Origin of the sequence: Streptomyces sp. NPDC001902 (genome assembly GCF_042891295.1) — a bacterium.
Lineage (GTDB): Bacteria > Actinomycetota > Actinomycetes > Streptomycetales > Streptomycetaceae > Actinacidiphila.
The window spans coordinates 54480-76315 of sequence record NZ_JBIATA010000033.1 but is presented as its reverse complement, the minus strand read 5'-3'; the positions used below and the strand labels follow the sequence as shown (position 1 = coordinate 76315).

The 21836-nt window shown below is 73.8% G+C and carries 19 protein-coding genes; 9 read left to right on the top strand and 10 right to left on the bottom strand.

The annotated features are described in order from the left end of the window. Nucleotides 1-98: 98 nt before the first annotated feature. Nucleotides 99-689, top strand: coding sequence for a TetR/AcrR family transcriptional regulator (locus tag ACFYYN_RS37240; protein ID WP_500549273.1), 591 nt, complete (start codon nucleotides 99-101; stop codon nucleotides 687-689). 36 nt (nucleotides 690-725) lie between these two features. Here the strand turns inward: ACFYYN_RS37240 and ACFYYN_RS37235 are convergent, their stop codons facing one another. Beyond that, entirely contained in the window at nucleotides 726-1988 is a 1263-nt protein-coding gene (locus ACFYYN_RS37235; protein ID WP_500549272.1) for an FAD-dependent oxidoreductase, read from the bottom strand. Between the two features lie 179 nt (nucleotides 1989-2167). Here ACFYYN_RS37235 and ACFYYN_RS37230 point away from each other — a divergent pair, with 179 nt between their 5' ends. Next, complete coding sequence (locus ACFYYN_RS37230) at nucleotides 2168-3319, top strand: serine hydrolase domain-containing protein (RefSeq protein WP_500549271.1); 1152 nt, start codon at nucleotides 2168-2170, stop codon at nucleotides 3317-3319. An 18-nt stretch (nucleotides 3320-3337) separates the two neighbouring features. On the opposite strand, the gene ACFYYN_RS37225 is transcribed toward ACFYYN_RS37230, so the two are convergent. After that, nucleotides 3338-4762, bottom strand: a complete 1425-nt coding sequence (locus ACFYYN_RS37225) for a hypothetical protein (protein ID WP_500549270.1) — start codon at nucleotides 4760-4762, stop codon at nucleotides 3338-3340. Between the two features lie 61 nt (nucleotides 4763-4823). On the opposite strand from ACFYYN_RS37225, the gene ACFYYN_RS37220 reads away from it, so the two are divergent. Continuing rightward, nucleotides 4824-5615 (top strand): TetR/AcrR family transcriptional regulator, encoded by a 792-nt coding sequence (locus tag ACFYYN_RS37220; protein WP_500549269.1) that lies wholly within the window; start codon nucleotides 4824-4826, stop codon nucleotides 5613-5615. A 56-nt stretch (nucleotides 5616-5671) separates the two neighbouring features. Continuing rightward, on the top strand, nucleotides 5672-5860 hold the full coding sequence (locus tag ACFYYN_RS37215; RefSeq protein WP_326570932.1) for a DUF4236 domain-containing protein: 189 nt from the start codon (nucleotides 5672-5674) through the stop codon (nucleotides 5858-5860). A 9-nt stretch (nucleotides 5861-5869) separates the two neighbouring features. Here ACFYYN_RS37215 and ACFYYN_RS37210 read toward each other — a convergent pair whose 3' ends face one another. After that, the gene (locus tag ACFYYN_RS37210) at nucleotides 5870-6472 is read right to left on the bottom strand and encodes a GNAT family N-acetyltransferase (protein WP_500326293.1); all 603 of its coding nucleotides are present in this window, start codon (nucleotides 6470-6472) and stop codon (nucleotides 5870-5872) included. Between the two features lie 141 nt (nucleotides 6473-6613). Between ACFYYN_RS37210 and ACFYYN_RS37205 the strand changes: the two genes are divergently transcribed. Together ACFYYN_RS37205 and ACFYYN_RS37200 are read left to right on the top strand one after the other, a co-directional pair. Then, nucleotides 6614-7012, top strand: coding sequence for a YybH family protein (locus ACFYYN_RS37205; RefSeq protein WP_500549300.1), 399 nt, complete (start codon nucleotides 6614-6616; stop codon nucleotides 7010-7012). Nucleotides 7013-7072: 60 nt separating this feature from the next. After that, the gene (locus tag ACFYYN_RS37200; RefSeq protein ID WP_500326295.1) at nucleotides 7073-7801 is read left to right on the top strand and encodes an SMI1/KNR4 family protein; all 729 of its coding nucleotides are present in this window, start codon (nucleotides 7073-7075) and stop codon (nucleotides 7799-7801) included. A gap of 25 nt (nucleotides 7802-7826) precedes the next feature. Here ACFYYN_RS37200 and ACFYYN_RS37195 read toward each other — a convergent pair whose 3' ends face one another. Together ACFYYN_RS37195 and ACFYYN_RS37190 are read right to left on the bottom strand one after the other, a co-directional pair. Beyond that, complete coding sequence (locus ACFYYN_RS37195; protein WP_500549268.1) at nucleotides 7827-8498, bottom strand: enoyl-CoA hydratase-related protein; 672 nt, start codon at nucleotides 8496-8498, stop codon at nucleotides 7827-7829. 183 nt (nucleotides 8499-8681) lie between these two features. Further along, entirely contained in the window at nucleotides 8682-9962 is a 1281-nt protein-coding gene (locus tag ACFYYN_RS37190; protein WP_500549267.1) for a sulfite oxidase, read from the bottom strand. A gap of 581 nt (nucleotides 9963-10543) precedes the next feature. On the opposite strand from ACFYYN_RS37190, the gene ACFYYN_RS37185 reads away from it, so the two are divergent. The 3 genes from ACFYYN_RS37185 to tmpA all read left to right on the top strand — a co-directional run bounded on the left by ACFYYN_RS37185 (nucleotide 10544) and on the right by tmpA (nucleotide 14804). After that, nucleotides 10544-11908, top strand: a complete 1365-nt coding sequence (locus ACFYYN_RS37185; protein WP_500549266.1) for a bifunctional o-acetylhomoserine/o-acetylserine sulfhydrylase — start codon at nucleotides 10544-10546, stop codon at nucleotides 11906-11908. After that, nucleotides 11905-13065, top strand: coding sequence for a homoserine O-acetyltransferase MetX (metX, locus tag ACFYYN_RS37180; RefSeq protein WP_500549299.1), 1161 nt, complete (start codon nucleotides 11905-11907; stop codon nucleotides 13063-13065). The genes ACFYYN_RS37185 and metX overlap by 4 nt, the downstream gene beginning before the upstream one ends. A 101-nt stretch (nucleotides 13066-13166) precedes the next feature. Next, nucleotides 13167-14804: a 2-trimethylaminoethylphosphonate dioxygenase gene (gene tmpA, locus ACFYYN_RS37175; RefSeq protein WP_500549265.1), complete on the top strand. Its 1638-nt coding sequence runs from the start codon at nucleotides 13167-13169 to the stop codon at nucleotides 14802-14804. Between the two features lie 382 nt (nucleotides 14805-15186). Here tmpA and ACFYYN_RS37170 read toward each other — a convergent pair whose 3' ends face one another. From ACFYYN_RS37170 to ACFYYN_RS37150, 5 genes are all read right to left on the bottom strand, one after another. Continuing rightward, a complete protein-coding gene (locus ACFYYN_RS37170) occupies nucleotides 15187-15678 on the bottom strand; it encodes a hypothetical protein (protein WP_500549264.1) in 492 nt (163 codons plus the stop codon). Further along, on the bottom strand, nucleotides 15679-16458 hold the full coding sequence (locus tag ACFYYN_RS37165; RefSeq protein WP_500549263.1) for a GntR family transcriptional regulator: 780 nt from the start codon (nucleotides 16456-16458) through the stop codon (nucleotides 15679-15681). 131 nt (nucleotides 16459-16589) lie between these two features. Then, nucleotides 16590-18557 carry a phosphocholine-specific phospholipase C gene (locus ACFYYN_RS37160; protein ID WP_500549262.1) on the bottom strand — a complete coding sequence of 656 codons (1968 nt, stop codon included), beginning with the start codon at nucleotides 18555-18557 and terminating at the stop codon, nucleotides 16590-16592. Between the two features lie 27 nt (nucleotides 18558-18584). Continuing rightward, on the bottom strand, nucleotides 18585-20348 hold the full coding sequence (locus ACFYYN_RS37155) for an endonuclease/exonuclease/phosphatase family protein (protein ID WP_500549261.1): 1764 nt from the start codon (nucleotides 20346-20348) through the stop codon (nucleotides 18585-18587). Between the two features lie 343 nt (nucleotides 20349-20691). Next, entirely contained in the window at nucleotides 20692-21591 is a 900-nt protein-coding gene (locus ACFYYN_RS37150) for a glycoside hydrolase family 19 protein (protein ID WP_500326311.1), read from the bottom strand. Between the last annotated feature and the right edge of the window lie 245 nt (nucleotides 21592-21836).

Below are 21836 nucleotides of genomic sequence, written 5' to 3'. Positions count from 1 at the left end.
GGGTCCGCCGAGCCCTTAAGTAAACCGATCGGTCTCCTTACGTGCTCCACCGTAACAGCCGTTTCCGGTGAAGTAAAACGATCGGTATCCTTAACGGCATGAGCGACGCACCCTCCCCCGTACGCCGGCGCAGTGGCCGAGGCGCCCGGGAGCGGATCCTCAAGGCGGCGACGGAGCTGTTCACCGCCCAGGGGGTCAACGCGACCGGGATGGACCAGCTGACCACCGTCGCCAACGTGTCGAAGCGCACCCTGTACACGCACTTCGCGAGCAAGGACGACCTCGTCCAGGCCTATCTGCGCGAACTCGAGGACGGCCTGCTTCCCGCCGAGGTGATCCCCGGCGAGCCCTGCCCGGACCCGCGGGAGCAACTCCTGGCGATCTTCGACTGGCCGCCGGGGCGGACGGACGGACCGTTGCGCGGCTGCCCCTTCCTGAACGCCGCCGTCGAGGTGCCCGACCCCGACCACCCGGTGCACCTGCTGGTGGCCGCCTACAAGAGGGAGTTCGCCCGCAGGCTGACGGCCCTGGCACGGGTGGCGGGGGCCCGCGACCCCGAGGCGCTCGGCGAACGGCTCGCCCTGCTCTACGACGGCGCCGTCGCCCGCAGCACCGCCCTGAACGCCACCGGGCCGGGCGCCCACGCCCGCGCCATCGCCGTCGCCCTCGTGGACGCCGCGATCGACTGAGCGCCCCGCGCCCCGCGCCCCGGCCGTCCCAGCGCCTCAGCGCAGCCGTGTCGCCGCGCGGCGCCGGTCCGACAGCACCTCGCGGGCGGCCCGCGTGCCCGAGGCCAGCGCGCCCTGGAGCGACCCGGTCGCCCGGTGGTCGCCGCACACGTGGCGCCCCGGCGCGAAGCGGGTGGTGCGGGTCATCGGGTGCGGTGCCGGCATCGCGGGCAGCGCCTCGCGCACGGTGCAGCGGTGCAGCGGCTCCCAGGCGGAGGCGTCCGTGCCGTACGCGTCCGACAGCGCCGCGGTCAGGGCGGGCTCGTCGGCGGGGCCCGGCGCACCGAGCACGGAGGTCGCCACCAGGGCGCGGCCGTCCGGGGACAGTCCGGGCTGCACTTCGGTGAGGACCACGGTGTTGAGGAAGCGGCGGCGTTCGTCCACCATCAGCGTCGGTTCGGCGAGCGGCGACCGGTCGGCGGCGTGGTAGTACGTCGTCACGGTCCGCGTCGGCGGGACGGTGAGACCGGGCAGCAGCCGTGCGGCCGCCCCCGGTCCGGTGGCCACCACCACGACGGGCGCGGTGACGTCCGTGCCGTCCTCCAGCAGCACCCCGTCGCCGGTCAGTTCGCGCACCGGGGCCTCGGTGCGGACGGTGCCCCCGGGAAGTCGCCCGGCGAGCTGGACGGGCACGGCACCGATCCCCTCGGCGGGCAGGGCGAGGGTGCCCCGCAGCATGCTGCGCCACACGAAGTGGAAGAAGCGGCTGGAGGTCTCCAGTTCGTCCTCCAGGAAGACCCCCGACAGGAACGGCCGGAACAGGGTCTCCACCAGCTCGGCCGAGATGCCCGCCGCGGCCAGCGCGGTGAGCGTCGTGGTGTCCGCGCCCGCGCGCAGCCTTCCCGCGGGCAGCGCCATGTCACGGGCGCTCAGGACCGCCAGCGCCGCCAGGTCCCGCCCCGACGCGAGCCGTCCCGGCAGCAGGTCGGCGGTCGCGTACGGCGGGCGGGTCGGGTCGGCGAAGCGCAGTCGCCCGCCGGAGGTGTGCACCAGGACGCCGGGGGTGAACGGCCGCAGCCGCAGCGGCTCCAGCTCCAGGCGCCGCTTCACCTGGGGGTAGGAGGTGTTGAAGACCTGGAAGCCGCGGTCGAGGAGGAAGCCGCGGTGCCGGTCGGTGCGCATCCGGCCGCCGACTCCGTCCGAGGCCTCGAGCACCCGCACCGCCAGGCCCGCCACGGCGAGGTCCGCCGCGCACGCCAGCCCGGCGGCGCCCGCCCCGACCACGATCACGTCACAGCGGCCACCGCGCTCCTGCTGCATGGATCCGGTGCCTTTCCTCCGTGTACACCCCGATACGGGCCGGCTTTCCGTACGCTACGCGGACGCCCGGGTGCCGCCCCCTGCAACACACCGCCGAACGGGTCGCGCGGCGGCGGACCGATGAGTCCGCGCCGTGGCGGAAGTCCTCTCCGTGACGGCGTACGAGGGAAGGTGGAGCGATGGAGCAGCGGTTGCACGACATCCTGCAGGCGTTCGTGGACGACGGATCGGTGCCGGGGGCCGTGGGCCTGGTGGCGCGCGGCGACCGGGTCGAGGTGGCGGCCGCGGGGACCCTCGCCGTCGGGGACCCCACCCCCATGACCAGGGACTCGCTCTTCCGCATCGCCTCGATCACCAAACCGGTCGTCGCGGCGGCGGTCATGATGCTCGTCGACGACGGACGGATCGCCCTGTCGGACCCCGTCGCGGCATGGCTGCCCGAACTGGCCGAACCGATGGTCGTCCGCACCCCGGCCGGTCCGCTCGACGACGTGGTGCCGGCCGCGGCGCCCATCACCGTCCTCGACCTGCTGGCCTCGCGCGCGGGCTACGGCTTCCCCGCGGACTTCTCCCTGCCCGCGCTCGCCCCGCTGTTCGGCGAGCTCAAGCAGGGCCCGCCGCGGCCGCAGCAGGTCATGGCACCGGACGCCTGGATGGCGACGCTGGCCGGGATCCCCCTGCTGCACCAGCCGGGCGAGGCCTGGCTCTACAACACCTGCTCCGACATCCAGGGCGTCCTGGTCGCCCGGGTGTCGGGCCGTCCGCTGGACGAGTTCCTGTCCGAGCGGATCTTCGAGCCGCTCGGCATGACCGACACCGGTTTCGCCGTGCCGCGTGCCGGCCTCGGCCGCTTCACCGCCTTCTACCGCCCGGATCCGCAGGGAGGGCTGGAGTTGGTGGACGCCCCCGACGGGCAGTGGAGCACCCCTCCGGCGTTCCCGTCCGGCGCGAGCGGCCTGGTGTCGACCGCCGACGACTGGTACGCCTTCGGCCGGATGCTCCTCGCCGAAGGCACCGCGGGCGGCCGCCGGCTGCTGTCGGCGCAGTCCGTACGGCTGATGACCACCGACCACCTGCCGCCCGCCGAACGCGACGCGAGCGCGGTCTTCCTGGAGGGGCAGGGCTGGGGCTTCGGCGGTTCGGTGGACGTCGCGGCCGTCGCCCCGTGGAACGCACCGGGACGCTACGGCTGGATTGGCGGCACCGGCACGGCGGCGCACGTCACGCCGTCCACGGACACCGTGACGGTGCTGCTCACGCAGGTCGAACTGACCGGCCCGGCCGCCCCGGCGACGATGCGCGCCTTCTGGACCTACGCGGCCGGGGCCTGAGCCGCCGGGGCCGCCCGGTCACGCCTCCCGGGACTCCGTCGAGAGGAAGACCGGGGTGACCGAGAGCGGGACGCCGACGGTGCCGTCGGCGCGGTGCAGCGGGACGGCGGCACCGAAGGCGTCGACCGCGTGGGCGGCGGCGTGGGGCCAGGGGAGGTCGACGAGGGTCCCCGGGGCGTCCTCGCCGGTGAAGGGATCGCCGGATCGCCAGAGGACCTGGAGCGCGCCGCGGCCCTCCCGGGACACCTCGAAGGCGTACAGGCCGGACCGGTCCTCCGTGGCGAGGCGGCGGACGGCCGTGACGCCGTCGAGGTACGCGGCCAGGAGGGCGAAGGCGTCGGCGGCGGGGCGGCGCCGGGTCAGGGCGGTGCCCTCGTAGTCCAGCAGGGCGAGCCTGCCGAAGAGGAAGCCCATGAGGTTGAGGCGGTCGCGGTAGCCGGGGATCTCCGGGGCCAGGTTCCAGCAGGCCGTGCGGGTGACACCGCAGGCGAGGGCCAGGACGGTGCGGGTGACGATCTGGCGGCGGTTGATGCGGTCGCGGCGCGCGGCGAGCTCCGGAGGACAGTCCTCCATGAACATGCGCAGCTCCGGCGGGAGTTCGGGGGAGCGTTCGTAGAGCAGGCGCATGGTCGCGCGTTCCGGCGCCTCGCCAGGCTCCGCCGCCCCCGTGAAGGCGGCCGTCATCGCCCGCTCGAGTTCCGCCTGGGCCCGGGGGAACTCGAAGAGGGTGGGGCCGTTGTACTCCCCCGCCACCACCGGGCGTTCGTATCCGTGCCGCCGCATCATCGCGCGCACCTGGGCGATCTGGTCCGGGATCGCGTGCGGGTCCCCGTAGAGGTGGACGTCGAAGAGGTCGAAGGCGTCGCGGCCGTGCTCGACGACGTGGTCGAAGAACCGCCGGGCCTCGCCGTCCGCGGGGTCGGACAGCACGTCGTAGCCGCAGCCGCCGAGGACGACCGAGGCGGCCGGGTCCGCGGCGCGTACGGCGCGGTGGAAGGCGGTGAGCTGTGCGACGTACTCCGCCGCGCTGCCGGCCCACAGGAGTCCGGTGTTGCTGGGCTCGTTGCCGCACTGCCAGTGGTCCACGCGGCCCCGGCACCTGGTCGCCAGGTCGCCGACGAAGCGCTCGTACCCGGCGGGGTCGAGCGCGGGCGAGGACGGGAGGAAGCCGGTGGGCTGCCGGGTCGCCCACGGGGAGCTGGAACAGACGGTGACCCAGAGCTCGGCCGCCGGGTCGAGCTGCCCGAGGACGGCGTCGACGACGGACCAGGCGTACCGTCCGGGTTCCGGCTCGACCTGCCCCCAGTAGAGGAAGACGCGCACCAGCCTCGCGCCGAGCTCCCGCGTCTCCGGCACGAAACTGTCCGGCGCTCCGAACATCCCGTAGCTGATGCCCCTGACGACGCCGAGGCGGATCCCGGCCGGGGCGGTGGGCTGGCTCATGACTGCTCCCTCACTCTTGCGTATACGCCATATACTTTAGCTGACGTTGTAAACTCCCCCCGTGAAGGAGACGAAGGAGACCCCGGAAGGCGCCCCGGCCCCCTTGATCTGGACGCAGCCCGCGCCGCGCCGCCGCCAGAGCCCGCTGGAGCGGGACGACATCGTGCGCGCCGCGATCGCCGTCGCCGACGAGGGCGGCCCGCAGGCGCTCACGATGGCCGCGGTGGCCAAGCGGCTCGGCCCGTACACGCCGATGGCCCTCTACCGTCACGTGATGAGCAAGGACGGGCTGGTCGACCTCATGCTCGACGCCGTCACGGCGGAGATCCCGCTGCCCTCGGTGCCGGGCGCCGACTGGCGGGCCGATCTGCACGCGGTGGCCACCGGGAGCTGGGACGCGGTCAAGCGGCATCTGTGGTTCGCCCAGCTCGCCCCCACGCGCCCGCCGCTGGGGCCGCACATGATGCGCCGCACCGAATTCGTCCTCCAGGTGCTCGTGCACCAGGGCGCCACCCTCGGCGAGGCCATGACCTACGCGGCGCTCCTCGACCGGCACGTCCTCGGCAGCGCGCAGCAGGAGGCCGAGGAGCTCGCCATGCGCCGCCGCCACGGCATCCACACCCCGCAGCAGCTCGCCGCGGCCGTCACCGCCGCCCGCGAACTGGCCGCGGCGGGCGGGCGGCACCCGCTGCTCGCGCGGTGGATGGAGGCCCCCTCCGGGCCGGACGCGGACGGGCAGTTCGAGCTCAGCCTGGCCTTCCTCATCGACGGCATCGCCGCACGCCTGCCGGAGGGCGGGCGGCGCGACCTGACACCGGGCATCCGCGACACCCACGGGAACGGACCCCGATGAAAGGCCGTCAGCAGGGCACACGTACTCCAGACCGAACCCTCGGAAAGGAGCACCACGTGCCTCTTCGCTTCCGCAAGTCGTTCCGGATCCTGCCCGGCGTCCGCCTGAACATCAACAAGCGCTCGCTGTCCATCACCACGGGCAGCAAGGGCGTCCACCACACCGTCAACACCCGCGGTGAGCGCACCGAATCCGTCGACCTCCCGGGGCCGTTCTCCTGGCGCCGCACGCGCAAGGGGCACTGAGGCCCGTCGTCATTCGAGGATCCAGCCCGACATCCACCGCTCCCGCACGGCCGGCCACTCCGTGGCGACCAGGGAGTAGTACACGGTGTCGCGCCACGACCCGTCGACCCGGCGGCAGTGCCTGCGCAGCACGCCCTCGCGGATACCGCCGATGCGGGAGACCGCGTCCTGGGTCGGCAGGTCGAGGTCGTCCAGGCGCCACTGGACGCGGCCGAAGCCCAGGTCCTCGAAGGCGTAGTACACCAGCATGAAGTGGGTCTCCAGGTGGACCGGGCCGCCCCACAGGGCCGGATCCAGCCAGCTCCAGCCGATGTCCACGCGCTCGTCGACGACCGAGACGTCGACGTACGCGGCCCAGCCCGACGGGCGCTCCGTGGCGTGCGGGACGACCGCGAACACCACGGACTCCCCCGCCGCGGCCTGCGCCAGCCGCTGCTCCACGAGCGAGGCCATCTCGCCGGGCGAACCGGGCGGCGTCGTCGACAGCCAGCGCCACATCCCCTCGTCGGCGCGCGCCGCGGTGAACAGCGCCGGGACGTGCAGCGGCGAGAGCGGGACCAGCCGCGCGTACCGGCCGTCGATGGTGACCGGAGCGGGGAAGCGTAGTGCCATATCCGCACGCTAATCGGGCGGGCACGCGGCCGCACCAACTCGCGGATTCCCGCCCACCCGCCCCCTCCGCCCCATCACCCTTGGCCGACAGGACGGCGACGGACGGTGATCGCCGCGGCGGCGGCACGGGAGGACGGCACCATGCGGGACGACGAGGCGCGGATCCGGGCGCTCATCGAGCGCTGGGCGGAGGCGGTGCACCGGGGCGACCTGGACGCCGTGGTCGCCGACCACGGCGAGGACATCGTGATGTTCGACGTGCCGCCTCCCCACGACGGGGTCCGCGGCCTGCCCGCGTACCGGCAGGTGTGGCCGCCGTTCTTCGACTGGCAGGCCCGCGGCGCCTCGTTCGAGATCGTCTCCCTGGAGGTCACCGCCGGCGACGACGTGGCGTTCGCGTACGCCCTGCTCCGTTGCGGAACCCCGGAGGACTTCGCCCAGGACCCCGGGATCCGGCTCCGCCTCACGCTCGGGCTGCGCAAGCAGGACGGCCGGTGGATGGTCGCGCACGAGCACCACTCCTTCCCCCACGCAGGCTGACCGGCCGCGCGCGGTCCGCGGCGGGCGGGCGTGGTCCGGCGGCGCGATAGCGTGCCCGGCATGACAGACGACTTCGACGTGCGGCGGGAGCTGGCCGCGGGCATGACGGACCCGGCCAGGGCCCTGCGGTTCGTGCGCGGCTTCGCCGGGCACTGGCTCGCGCCCCTGCAGGAGGGCGACGGGTACGGTGCGCCCGAACTGACCGCCGCCGAGGAGCGCCTGGGCTTCGCCCTGCCCGCCGTGCTCCGTGACGCCTACCGGCTCTTCGGGCGGCGCCCGGACCTCACCAGCAACCACGACACGCTGCTCGCACCCGAGCAGCTCCACGTGGACTCCCGCGAGGAGGCGCTGGTCTTCCGGTACGAGAACCAGGGCGCCGCGTCGTGGGGCATCCTCCTCGCCGACCTGCACAAGCCCGATCCGCCGGTCGTCATGAAGCCGGACCTCGCGGACAAGGAGGCCGAGCGGTGGTCGGCGTGGCTGGACCGCTTCTCGTGGGCCTGCGTCGAGATCGTCCTGTCGGAGTCGCTGCACGAGCCGTTCGAGCTCTGCGACTTCCGCGACGACCTCGACGAGGCCCACTTCGACGCCCTGGACGGGCGGTTCACCCCGCTGCCGTTCCCCGCGTACCCGCCCGGTGAGGACCTGGGTGCGCGCTGGTACGCCGGACCCGACGTCATACTCCGCGAGGACGACCGCACCTGCCTGTGGGCGCGGGCCCGCACCGAGGAGGCGCTCGACCGGGTGCGCGACGACCTCCCGGGCGACTGGCTCAACGACCCCCGCTGACCCCGGGCCCCGTCGGCGTACGGGTTCAGCCGAGGGGGACGTCCTCCTGGCGGAGGGCCTCCAGCGCGGGGCCGTACATGCGGGTCTTGATCGTGCCGAGCGTGGCGCCCGCCTTGCCGGCCAGAGGGCGGGCGAGGGCCACGGCGGCCTCGCGGAGCTCGTCCTCGCCCGCCGTACGGTCCACGATGCGCTCGGCCAGCGCGTCGAGGCCGCCGTAGCGGCGCGCGGTGGTCATCGCCTCGTGGGCCGTCTGCGGGTGCAGGCGGGCCTGGATGAGGGCCGACATGCCGGGGGTGAAGGGGATGTTGATGTCCGCCTCGGGCAGGCACCAGTAGCCGCGGTCGGCGCGCATCACACGGAAGTCGTGGGCCAGCGAGAGCATCGCGCCGGCGGCGAAGGTGTGGCCCTGCAGGGCGGCGACGGTGGCCACCGGCAGGGTCAGGAAACGGGCGAGCAGGGCCTGCACGCCCGTGACGTACGCGCCGGCCTGGTCCGCGTGGGCGAACAGCCACTCCAGGTCGAGCCCGTTGGACCAGAACTTGCCGGTGGCCGCGGTGACCAGGGCCCGCGGCCCCTCGGCCTTCTCCACCTCGTCGAGCAGGGCGTCGACGGCCGCGAGCCAGTCGGGGTGGAAGCGGTTCTCGGTGTCCCCGAGGTCGAGGATGAAGACGTCGTCCTGGCGGTCGAGCGTGGGCATGACTGCTCCTTGGGGCGAAGGGGCGGACGGCCGGGCGGCTGCGGGAACGCGGAGCCGGGCGGGCGCTTCCGCCTTGGCTCCGCGAACGGCATACCTACCGGCCGGTAACCTCGGTGGTCCGCATCGTACAGGGAGCGGCGCGGCCTGTCCCCACCCAGGACGTCGCGTACCCAGGACGTCGCGTCAGGCGACGACCACCGGATGCCGCACCACGGCGTCGAAGAAGTAGCCCTGGGTGTTGAACACCGCCTCGTCCGGCTGGGTCCGTCCCGCGGTGTCGGTGGCGCGCGCCAGCAGCACGGCCGGGCCCGGGGTGCGCGGCCGCCACGGGACGGTCCAGCGCACCCACCCGTCCCGGCGCGGGACGTCGCGCAGTGCGGCCCTCCGCCAGGTGGCACCGCCGTCGGTGCTGACCTCCACCTGCCGCACTCCCCCGGCCCCGGACCACGAGCGGCCGTGCAGGATGCTGCGGACCCCCGCGGAGAATGCGGCCCCCGCTTCGAGTTCGAAGGCGCTCTTGAGGGTCTGCCGGGTGAGCGGCGCGCTGCCGGCCTCGGGGAACCCGGGGCCGAACAGCCGGTAGAAGTCGGTGTTCCACGGCGAGTACAGCGGCTCGGCCGAGACCTCGATGTCACCGACCCACTTGACCGAGGAGATCCCCACCCACGAGGGCACGAGCACCCGCAGGGGACGGCCGTGGTCGTGCGGCAGCGGAGCACCGTTCATGGCGTAGGCCAGGATCACGTCGTCCAGCGCCTTCGCCACGGGCAGGGGCCTGCGGACGCGGCCCAGGCTGACGCCGCCCGTGACGTACTCGTCGTCGAGACCGCGCGGCATGACGTCCACCGCGTGCCGGGTGACGCCCGCCCGCCGCAGCACGTCCGACAGGCGCGCGCCGCGCCACCGGGCGACACCGACGGCACCCAGGGTCCACGCGGTGCCGGAGACCGTCTGTCCCTGCTGGGAGGTGTAGAAGCTCCGGCCGTTGCCCGCGCACTCGACGAAGGCGGTGCGCTCCACCGGCGGCAGCGCACGCAGGTCGTCCAGGCCGAACTCCACGGCGTCGTCCGGGCCCTGGCCGCCCCGCAGCCCGCTCCCCCAGACCTTCAGTCGCCAGGTCGCGGCGTCGACGACGGGGGTGGACGTGTGGTTGCGCACGAAGAAGCGGTCGGCGGGGGTCAGGTAGCCGGTCCCGCGCAGCGCCTCCCACTTCGTCTCGGCATTGGTCCCGCGGAGGGTGAACCACTCGTCCGGCAACGGCTTGACGATTCCCGGGGAGGTCGCGGCCGCGGCCCTCACCGGTCCGGGCAGGGCGAGGGCGGCGGTGCCCGCGGCGAGCAGGGTGAGCACCTCACGGCGGGACATCCCGTCGCCCCGGGCCCGTCCGGCGAGCCATTGGCGCAGCCGCAGGCGGTCGTAGGAGGCCTCGTCGACGGGAACGGTGGAGCGCGGGGCACGGGTCATGACGGTCCTGCTTCCAGTGGCGGGGAACGACCGAGGACGTGCGGAGGACCACGCACGGCGGCGCGGTGACAAGGGGGGTGAACCGGAACGGGGTGGCGACCCTGAGCGCTCAGCGACAACAGCGGCGCGACGCGGGAACGCGCGGCGTGCCGACGGTGCGTGCGGCCGTGACGGCCGGGCTGGTCGAGTTCACGCGCTCATCGTAGGGCCGGTCCGACACGGCGTCAGCCCCGTCCCCGAAGTCCATCGCCATGGCGCCTGGCGGGGCCCCGCCGCACGGCGTGCTGACGGTAAGTCACCTCGGGCGTTCCGCTGGTGCGTTCCGCCTCCGTGTGGTTACCTTGCGTCATGACCCTGCTCGTGACCCGCCGCCACGTGGACTACGTGCGTGTCACCAGCATGGGCTGTCGCGCCGAGCGCTGACGCCGCGCCTCCGGCCTCCTGCCGCCGTCACCGGCCGCCGATCATCCCTTCCGCTTCCTTGCCTTCCCCTGCCCGGGACGCGTTCGCCTGCCGTCCCCGGCTGCTCTTGGGCGTGCCCGAGCCCGCCCCCGCACCCGCATGCGCACCGAGGGAGAACCATGAGCCAGCCCATCGACTCCGTCACCGCCGGCCACACCCCGGAGGAGGGCCCCGGCACCGGGCCCGACACCTCCGCCTGGTCGTTCGAGACCAAGCAGATCCACGCCGGCGCCGCGCCGGACCCGACGACCGGAGCCCGGGCGGTGCCGATCTACCAGACGACGTCGTTCGTCTTCCGCGACACGCAGCACGCGGCCGACCTGTTCTCCCTCGCCGAGCCCGGCAACATCTACACCCGGATCCACAACCCCACGCAGGACGTCCTGGAGCAGCGGGTCGCCGCCCTGGAAGGCGGTGTCGCCGCGGTCGCGCTGGCCTCCGGGCAGGCCGCGGAGACGCTGGCCATCCTGAACGTCGCGTCCGCCGGGGACCACATCGTGTCCAGCACCTCGCTGTACGGCGGCACGTACAACCTGTTCCGCCACACCCTGCCCCGGTTCGGCATCGAGGTGTCCTTCGTCGACGACCCGGACGACCTCGACGCCTGGCGCGCCGCGATCCGCCCCGGCACCAAGGCGCTGTTCGCGGAGACGCTCGGCAATCCGCGCGGCAACGTCCTGGACGTGCGGGCGGTCGCGGACGTCGCGCACGAGGCGGGGGTGCCGCTCATCGTGGACAACACGGTGCCGACACCCTACCTGCTGCGGCCGATCGAGCACGGCGCGGACGTCGTCGTCCACTCCGCGACGAAGTTCCTCGGAGGCCACGGCACCACCATCGGCGGGGTCGTGGTCGACGGCGGCAGCTTCGACTTCGGTGCCCACGCCGAGCGCTTCCCGGACTTCAGCGCCCCGGACCCGAGCTACCACGGGCTGCGCTACTGGCCGGCCCTGGGCCCGGGCGCGTACGCGGTCAAGCTGCGCGTCCAGTTGCTCCGGGACATCGGCCCGGCCATCGCCCCGCACTCCGCCTTCCTGCTCCTCCAGGGCGTGGAGACGCTCAGCCTGCGCATCGAGCGCCATTCGGCCAACGCCCAGGCCCTCGCCGAATGGCTGGAACAGCGTGACGAGGTGGCCGCCGTGCACTACCCCGGGCTGCCGTCCAACCGCTGGCACGCCGCGGCACGGCGCTACCTGCCGCGCGGAGCGGGCGCGGTGCTCGCCTTCGAACTGCGCGACGGCGTCGAGGCGGGCAAGCGGTTCGTGGACGCGGTCGAACTCTTCAGCCACCTGGCCAACATCGGCGACGTCCGCAGCCTGATCATCCACCCGGCGTCGACCACGCACAGCCAGTTGGACGAGGAGCAGCTCGTGGCCACCGGCACCTCGCCCGGACTGGTGCGCCTCTCGGCCGGCCTGGAGAACCTCGCCGACCTCAAGGCGGACCTGGAGGCCGGGTTCCGCGCCGCGAAGGGCGTGTCCTGAACACCACGCCTGCCGCCGCGCTCCCCCTCCCGCCGGCCTCCGGGGCCTGGCGGGAGGGGGACCCGCCGGGCCGCCGCCGGTGGCACGCGCTGGAGAAGCCGCTGCCGCTGGAATCGGGCGGCGAGCTCCCGGGGGTGCGGATCGCGTACGAGACGTGGGGCAGGCTCTCCCCGGACCGCTCCAACGCGGTGCTGGTCCTGCACGCCCTCACCGGCGACAGCCACGCCGCAGGGCCCGCCGGGCCGGGTCACCCCACGCCGGGCTGGTGGGACGGGATGATCGGACCGGGCCGCGCACTCGACACCGACCGGTGGTTCGTGGTGGCGCCGAACGTCCTGGGAGGCTGCCAGGGCAGTACGGGGCCGTCCTCGTGCCGGCCCGGCGGACGGCGCTGGGGCGGTGCGTTCCCGCAGCTGACGCAGCGCGACCAGGTCGCTGCCGAGGCCGAAGTGGCGGACGCGCTGGGCATCGGCCGCTGGGCGCTGGTGGCGGGCGGGTCCATGGGCGGGATGCGCGCCCTGGAATGGGCCGTGTCGCGGCCGGAACGCACGGAGGCACTGCTGCTGCTCGCCTGCACCGCCGCGGCGAGCGCGGAGCAGATCGCCTGGGCCAACGTGCAGCTGCACGCCATCCGGGACGATCCGCACTGGCGGGACGGCGATTACCACGACGCCGCGCCGGGGCACGGCCCACACGCGGGGCTCGGCCTGGCCCGGCGGCTGGCCCATGTGACGTACCGCAGCGAAGCCGAGCTCGGCGCCCGTTTCGGGCGCGCGCCGCAGGAGGCGGAGGACCCGTGGCGCGGCGGCCGCTACCAGGTGGAGTCCTACCTGGACCATCACGCGGCCAAGCTGGTCCGGCGCTTCGACGCGGGGAGCTACGTCGCCCTGACCCAGGCCATGAACGGGCACGACGTCGGCCGCGGACGCGGCGGGGTGAGGGCCGCCCTGCGCCGGGTGACCGCCAGGACCGTGGTCGCCGGGGTCTCCTCCGACCGCCTCTACCCGCTCGCGCAGCAGGAGGAGCTGGCGGCCGGCATCCCCGGCGCGGGGCCCGTCCGGGTCGTGGCCTCCCCGTACGGGCACGACGGCTTCCTCATCGAGACCGCGCAGGTCGGCGAACTCGTCGGGGAGCTGCTGGGCCGGGCGGGGCCCTAGGCGGGCGTTCGCCGCGGGGCCATGCCGCGGTCACCTCCGGGACGTCTCCGCCTGTGACGGTCGGAGAAGTTGGCTATACAACTTTGCCCCGAGGAGTGACCGTGTCCGCCCTGTCCAGTTTTCCCGTCGGCGACCTGCCGGCGATGTGGCTCCGCGACAACTGCCCCTGCGCCGAGTGCCGCGACCCGCGGTCCGGGCAGAAGCTGTTCCAGATCGGTTCCCTGCCCGCCGGGCTGCGGGTGGGCCGGGCGGCCGACGCCGCCGGGGACGGCCGGCCCGCCGTCGACGTGGTCTGGGAGCCCGACGGGCACCGCTCGTCGTACCCGCTGACGTGGCTGGAGGCCGCCCGGCCCGGCCGGACCGGGCACGGTGACCTGCGCACCGAGGTTGGGAAGGAACTGTGGACCGCGCGCGAGGTCGCCGGGCGGCTGCCCGAGGCGGACTGGGAGGAGTACCTGGGCGAGCCGGGAGTGCGGGCCCGGATGCTGGAGTCCGTGCTGCGGCTCGGCTTCATGGTGCTGCGCGGTGTGCCCGGGCGTGAGGGCCAGGTGCTGGAGGTGGCCGAGACCTTCGGGTTCGTCCGCGAGACCAACTACGGCAAGCTCTTCGACGTGCGCGTCGAGCCGGACCCGAACAACCTCGCCTTCACCTCGGCCGCCATCACGCCGCACACCGACAACCCGTACCGGGATCCCGTTCCGACGCTCCAGTTGCTGCACTGCCTGGTCAACGACGCGGACGGCGGCGACTCCGGTCTCGTCGACGGCTTCGCGGCGGCCGCGCTGCTGCGCCGCGAGGACCCGGAGGCGTACGACGTGCTCACCCGCACGCCCGTACCGTTCGTCTTCCGTGACGCGGGGACCGAACTGCGGGCCGACCGCCCGCTGATCGGCACCGACCCGCTGGGCCGCGTGCGGGAGGTGCGGTTCAACAACCGCTCGATCGGCACGCTGCGGATGGCCGCGGACGAGCTGGAGGCGTTCTACACGGCCTACCGCACCTTCGCCGAGCTGCTGCTCCGCCCCGAACTCCAGCTGGACCTGCGGCTCGCGCCCGGCGACTGCCTGGTCTTCGACAACACCCGGCTGCTGCACGCCCGCACCGCCTTCGCCCAGGACGGGGCGCGCCACCTCCAGGGCTGCTACGCCGACCTGGACGGGCTGGCGAGCACCCTGGCCGTGCTGCGCCGCGCGGACACCCTGGAGCCGCTCGCCGAACTGTTCGCGGGCGCGGTGTCCGCGGAGTACCTGGGCGAACCCGTCACCATGGCCCAGCACATGCTGCAGGCGGGAGCCCTGGCCGAGGCCGCCGGTGCCCCGCCGCACCTGGTGGCCGCCGCGCTGCTGCACGACATCGGGCACGTGGAGGGCGAGGTCGTCACCGGCCGGGACCTGATGACCGGCCACGACAACCGGCACAGCCACACCGGCGCCGACCTGCTGGGCCGCTGGTTCGGGCCCGAGGTCACCGAACCGGTGCGGCTGCACGTGGCCGCCAAGCGCTACCTGTGCGCGGTCGAACCGGGTTACCACGACCGGCTGTCGGAGGCGTCGAAGTACACCCTGGAGGTCCAGGGCGGTGTGATGACCCCCCGCCAGGCGGCCGAGTTCGCCGGGCTGCCGGGCGCGGCCGACGCGGTCGCCGTCCGCCGCTGGGACGAGGAGGCGAAGGACCCCGACGCCCTCACCCCGCCCTTCGCGCGCTTCCTCCCGCTGCTGGCCGCGCTGATGCGCGGGTAGACGGCAATCCCCGGGGTGCCGGAGGCGGTCGTCCGGCCGTCCCGCCGTCTCACGCCCTTCGGGGCACAGATGCGGGCTGCGGAGGGGAAGGTGGCGGCCTGGGGCCGGCCGGCGCTGCGCGGCTGGTGGATGGCCGGGGTTCGGGCGCCGGAGCGGCCCGCCTCTCCGGTGGCATGGGTCTCGTTGCCGTCCGCGGGTGCAGATGGCCGGTTGCCGCGCCCACTGCCTGTGGTGGGCGCGCCCCCCGTGACCCGCGTCTGCGGGTGGTTCCCCGGGACCGGGCTCGCTCTCATCGTCCGGTACGGCGAGAGCGAGCCCGATCTCGCCCCCGCAACAGCTGCCGCACGCGGATGCTCCTGCTCCAGGCACTCGGCACCGGGCATCAGACCGGGCGGATCGAGCGCTCCCGCTCGGTCGCCAGCCGGCGGATGCGCTTCGTGCGGCCTGCGGCCGCCAGCCGGTTCAGCACCGCGGGTTCGTCCGAGGACGCGGCGAGGCACAGTTGGAGCCAGTCCGACCAGGACTCCGGAACGGATGCGTCGCCGAGCAGGGCGGTCACCGACGCGCTCTGCAGGACGCCGAGTTCGCGGGCGCGCCGGGCCGCGTACGCACGGCCGCGCTCGGTGCCGAGCCGGTCGCTCCAGGCCGAGTGGCCGGAGGGTGGGAGGCGACCGAGGACGTGCAGGACGATGCCGAGGGCCACGCTCGGGTCGGGTTCGACGGCCACGGCGTCGTACAGGTCGGGCAGACAGGCCGGGTCGTCCAGGGCCCGCCGGTACAGGGCCCAGCGCTCGTGCTCGTCGGAGAGGTCACCGGGGGTGGCGCCGAGGCGGTGGGCGAGGGCGGCGGTGACCTGGTCCAGGCCCCGGGACACTCAGTCCTTCCCGGGACGGGGGCTGTGGCGGCGGCCGAGTGTGGAGGCCGCCACGGAGTTGTGCACCGTGAAGGCGATGGTGCCGGGGAGGTAGCGGTCCTCGGACCACTCCACCGGCGCGCCCTCGGGATCGGTGGTGCGGCGCCGCTCGCGCAGCAGGACCTGCCCGGGCGGGCAGTCCAGGAGGCGGGTGTCGTCGGCGTCGGCCCAGGCCAGGTCGATGGTGTGGTCGGCGTCGGTGAACAGGACGCCGTGCGCGACGAGGGCCTCGGTGTGCGAGACGGTGTCGGGCGGCAGTTCGGCCACCAGGGCGCCGATCCGGGCCGGGTAGAGGGAGCGTTCGACCATCACCGGCTCCCCGGACAGGGTCCGCACCCGCAGCACCAGGTAGACCTCGGCGCCGTCCTCCAGGCCGAGCTGATCGGCCTCGGAGAGCTCTGCGGGCCGCCGCACCACGCTGTCCACGCGGCCGCCCGGGGTCTCCCCGATGGAACGCGCCCAGTTGGTGAAGCTCAGCAGCTCCGAGAAGCTCTGTGCCCGCGGGCCGCCGAGCACCGTGCGCCGGGTGCCGCGGCGCGAGGTGACCAGGCCGTCCGAGCGCAGCACGGCCAGCGCGTGCCGGACCGTGCCCCGGGAGACGCCGTAGCGCTCGGCGAGGGTGCCCTCGGGGGGCAGTTTGGTGCCGGCGGCGTACTCGCCCGCGATGATCGCCTCGCGGAGTCCGGCCGCGACCTTGCGGTAGCGCAGCTCGTCGTCCGGGGTGCCCTGCTCCTGCCGCACCGTGGTCTCCTGCGCTGCTCGTGCCGTGCGGGCCGCCCCTGCGGGCGGTTCCCCCGACCCTACCCGGAGGGGACGGGCGCCGGCCCGTCCCCGGTCCCCCGACCCCCGCCTCCCGTCCCCTCCGGCGTGCCTCACGCGGAGTGGACGGTTCCCGCGTACCGCTGGACGAAGCGGGTCCCGGTGCCCGCGGTGACGGTCACGTCGTAGCGGCCGCCGTCGGTCCGCCAGGTCACCCGGGTGCGGTCGCCCGCCTTGACCCACACGGTCTGCTCCTTGCCGGCGAAGTCGTTCGGCGTGAGCGTGAAGGCCACCTCGGTGCCGCCGTCGTTGCGCAGGTAGAACTCGACGGCCGCGTTCTCCGGGCGCCCGTCGTGCCGCAGGGTGGCCGCGACCCCCGGCACGGCGACGTCGTCCTGGCCGTCGGGGACGACCGTCCCGGAGAAACGGCGGACGAAGCCGTCGGCGCCGTGCACGGAGAAGTCGTAGCGGCCGTCGGTGTCCGCCGCGTCCCACACGTACGTGCGCGACGAGCGCGGCGGGACCGTGAACGGCGTGCCGGTGAAGGGCAGCGCCGTGTTGGGCAGCACGGTGAAGTGGTAGCCGACGGTGCCGTCGTTGGTCAGCCTGCAGGTGACCTTGCCCTTGTCGCGGTCGACGGTCACGTCGGCCCACGGCCGGTACGGCAGCGGGCGGTGCGGCCGCCGCCCCTCCTCCTGCTGCGGCATGGCCGAACGGTCGGGCACCTTCACCGCGGGCAGCGCGTTGCTGGCGTCCGCCTTGGCCATCAGCGCGACGGTGTCCGGCAGCGCGGGGATGCTGTAGTCGGGTTTGGTGAAGTCGAAGCAGCTGGTGAGGTCGCCGCAGACGGTGCGCCGCCAGTCCGAGATGTTGGGCTCCTTCACCCCGGTGACGCGTTCGAGGAAGCGCAGCACCGAGGTGTGGTCGAACACCTGGGAGTTGGCCCAGCCGCCGCGCGACCACGGCGACACGACCCACAGCGGCACCCGGCTGCCCAGGCCGATGGCCTTGCCGTTAGCGAACTCGTCCTTGGTGCCCGGCTCGGGGAACGGCGGGATGACGTGGTCGAAGTAGCCGTCGTTCTCGTCGTACATGAGCAGGAAGACGGTGTGCTTCCACACGTCGGGGTTGGAGAACAACGACTGCAGCGCGGTGTTGACCCAGTGGGCGCCGTAGTCGGGGCTGGCCGCGGGGTGCTCGCAGAACAGGTACGGCGCCACCAGCCAGGAGACGGTGGGCAGCGTGCCGTCCTTGCAGTGCTTGTCGAACGCCGTCAGGTCGAACTTCGTCATGGCGTTGACGTAGCGCGGGTCGTCCTTGGGGAACTCGTGGAACTGCTTGAAGTACGACAGGGCGTTGTCGTCGTAGTCGCCGTTGCGGTCGTCCGAACCGTCCGGGTTGTGGTAGACGCGCCAGGTGACGCCCGCGTCCTCCAGCCGCTCGGCGTACGTCGTCCAGTCCGCCACCGGGTTGTCGGTGACCGGGGTGTTGTCGGTCCACGGGCCGGTGGTGCCGTCGACGCCGGGGCCCGCGGTGCCGGTCCACAGGTAGAGGCGGTTGGGGTCGGTGGGGCCGTTGAGCGAGCAGAAGTATCCGTCGCAGAGGGTGAAGGCGTCGGCGAGCGCGTACTGGTAGGGGATGTCCTCGCGGGTGAAGTAGCCCATGGTGCGCTCGCCCTTGGCGGACACCCACTTGTCCATGGCGCCGTTGTTGACGGCCGAGTGGCCGCTGTCCCAGTCGTGCGGGAGGCCGCCGGCGTTCTGGGCGTTGTACTTGGTGGTGTCCATGCGGAACGGCAGGAGGTGGCCCTCCTCGCGTCCGCGGGCAGGCTGGCGGAACACCGGGTCGCCGTTGGACAGCACGGCCGCCTGGCGGTCGCCGAAGCCCCGTACGCCGCTGAGGGTGCCGAAGTAGTGGTCGAAGCTGCGGTTCTCCTGCATCAGGATCACCACGTGCTTGACGTCGTCGATGCTGCCGTGCCGCGGGCCGTTCCCGGCGGCCTCGGCCGTGCCGGGGAGCCCGACGGCTGCGGCGGCTCCCGCGGCGGTGCCGATGAATGCGCGGCGGCTGAACTCGGTCATGGGGAAGGTTCCTTAAGTCGTTCGGGGTCAGCCGCGGGCGGACAGGGAGAAGGTGACGACGGCGGCGGCGTGGTCGGAGGGCCAGCCGTTGCCTGCGGTGTCCGGGACGGGCCGGGGCCAGCCGGTGACCAGGGTGTGCGCCTCGACGACCTTGAGCGGGCCCGCGTACTGGACCTGGTCGATGCGGTCCTGGGGCTCCGCGCCGCCGTCCTCGCGCCGCGGCCTGACGGGTGACCAGGTGGTGCCGGGGTCCTTCACGGGGCTGGAGTGATCGGCGCGGAAGGCGTCGGTGAGGCCGGCGTCCTCCAGGGCCTCGGTGACGGGCCAGCGGAGCCGGCCGGCTCCCCCGTGCGCGGACGAGGTCCGGCTCGTCCAGTCGCGGTGCGACGGCGAGGCGAGGCCGGCGGCGAGCACGACGGGACCGCGGGAGGCGATGTCGCGGCGCATCGCGGCCACCAGCGCCTGCGTCTGCCGGTAGCGTGCGGTGCCCTTCTCCGCCGCCTCGACCTGCGCGGCCGTGCGGCCCGCGAGCACCGCGTACGGCCCGTAGCCGGCCTCGTCCAGCTGTGCCGTCCACAGCCGTACGGTGCGGTCGCCGGGCAGCCGCAGCGTCGCGGCGGCGGCCGGCAGCGAGGCGGTGGGGGCGACGGTGCCGGTGAGCGGATGGCGGCTCACGATGCCGAGGCCGCCGACCTGGTGCACGTGCCAGCCGAGCGCGGCGGCGAGCCGCTGGGCGCCGTCGTCACCGCACTCCTGGAGCGCGACGGCGTCGAGGCCCTGGGTCAGCACCAGCCGCAGCTGCTTCTCCAGCGCGCCGTCGACGTGGCTGCCCGCGTCCCACAGGTTGAGCGTGGCGACCTTCAGCGTCAGCCGGTCCCTGCTCGCGCGCACCGGCACCTGGACGGTGACGGTGTCGCCGCCGACGGCGCTGTCGGTGACGGCGACGACCAGCCGGCCGGGGGCGCGCGGCGCGAGGGCCGGGGCCTTGCCGCTGACGGTGCCGTCCGCTGCGACGGTCAGCCACGGGTCGCCGCCGGCGCGCCTGAAGGTCGCGCTGCCCTCGGCATTGCCCTCGGGCCTGATCCACAGGCCGCCGAGCGCGACGGAGAAGGAAGTGCCCGCCGTCTGCTCGGCGGTGGTGACGGCGTCCACGACCGCGTGCGGGCGCGGGATGACCGGACGCGGCACGAAGCTGAAGGGCGCGGTGCGGGCCAGGATGCCGTAGCCGTCCTTGGCCAGCAGGTAGGCCGTGTACGGCCCGCCGCTCAGCCCGGAGGTGTCGATGCTGATGTCGCCGGACGCCGCGGGGGTGTACTCCCAGGCGAGGGAGGCGCCGTTGCCGGGGACCCGGTCGCCGTCGTAGACGCCGATCCAGTTCTTGGGGTCGGGCGCGTCCGTCGTCCAGTGGAAGGAGACCTTGTCGCCCTCGAACGGCTTGGGGGTCCGCAGCTCGACGAGGTCGCCGGTGGGCGGGCCGGCGAAGGTGAACGGCTCGGTCTTGGCGAGAATGCCGTAGCCGTCCTTGGCCAGCAGGTAGACGGTGTACGGGCCGCCGCTCAGCCCGGAGGTGTCGAGGGTCGTCCTCCCCGAGGTTCCGATGACGTACGTCCACACCAGCGAGCCGCTGCCGCTGCCCGGCTGGCGGTCCCCGTCGTAGACGCCGATCCAGTTCTTGGGGTCGGGCGCGTCCGTCGACCAGGTGAAGGTGAGTTTGTCGCCGCGTTGCGGAGCCGTCGTGGAGTCGAGCGCGACGCTGCTCCCGGATGCGGCGACCTGTGAGAGGGATGGCACGGTGTTGGGTCCTCTCCGCCCCGGCGCCGCCGCGGCGGCGTTCGGGTGGGCAAAGTTGTCTAGATAACTTCGCTCCCAGCAAGCCGTCCCACGGCGACGAACCCGTGAACGACGGGTTGCCGCCGTCCGGGAATCAGGCGGAAATCTGAGGTTGGCGCGCGCGGCGGGACAGGCCGCCATGCGCCCCCACGACCGCCTTGAGCAGCGATGTCACGGGGATCGGCATGCTCCACGACGGGTTCCGCACCCCGAGCGGCGGCCTCCCCCCGGGCCGCCGCTCGGGGGGGAGGCGGCGCCATGCACCGTTCAACGGTGCACGTTCCGCTGCGCGCAGGCGAGGCGTTCAGCAGGTGAGGTTGCCGCCCGGGGCGACGCCCAGGATCTGGGTGAAGCGCTGGTAATTGTTGACGCGGCTCTGCACCTGCGCCGGGTTGCGGCCGTCGCACTCCAGGGACCCGTTGATGGAGCGGATCGTCTGGCCGAAGCCTGCCTGGTTCACCATGGCGTTGTGCGGGGTCATGGTGCCGGGGCCGCTCTGGGTGTTCCAGTACCAGAGGCCGGTCTTCCAGGCCACGGCGGCGTCCTGCTCGACGAGCCAGGGGTTGTGGAGCAGGTCGATGCCGAGGGCGTCGCCGGCCGCCTTGTAGTTGAAGTTCCAGCTGAGCTGGATCGGGCCGCGGCCGTAGTAGGCGGACTGGCCGGCGGGGCAGCCGTAGGGCTGGCTCGTGTCGCAGTAGTGGGGGTAGTTGGCGGTGTTCTGCTCGACGATGTAGACCAGTCCGCCGGTCTCGTGGGCGATGTTGGCGAGGAAGGCGGCGGCCTCCTGCTTCTTCACGGTGTCGCTCCCGGTCTTGGCGAAGCCGGGGTACGCGGAGAGGGCGGCGACCAGGCCGCTGTAGCTGTAGAAGGAGTTCCGGCCCGGGAACATCTGGTTGAACTGGGCCTCGCTGACCACGAACCCGGAGGGGTTGCCGGGGTTGCCCGGGTCGGTCGTGCCGCCGCCGCAGGTGCCCTGGTCGGCCCAGACGCCCCATTCGCCGGTGGTGCCCGGGGTCTCGCCCTGCGTCCACCACTTGGCCTGCCAGTTGTGGCCGCTGTAGGAGGCGGTCATGCCGCCGGTGTAGACGGCGCCGGCGCTCCACGGCGTGGCGCAGGTCGCGGCGGAGGCCGTGCCGGCGGGGAGCGCCACCGCCAGTCCGGCGGCGGCCGTGAGGGTGGTCAGGGCGGCGAGGGTACGTCGCATCACCGTAACTGCTCCTTGTGTGGGGGGAGTTGCGTGTCGCACTCAGCAATGAACCGGATTGGCCTATACCTGTCAAGGTCTAGACCAACATCCCTCGCACGGCCCGGCCACGGCCCCGGGTTGAGGCCCGGCCCCGTCGGCGTAGCGTGGAATCAGGCCGGTGCCGGTGGCGGGCGGGCCCGGGGGGGAAGGTGCGCGTCGCGCCGAACCGCACCGCCGGCCCCAGGCGGGCCCCGCCCCCGGGC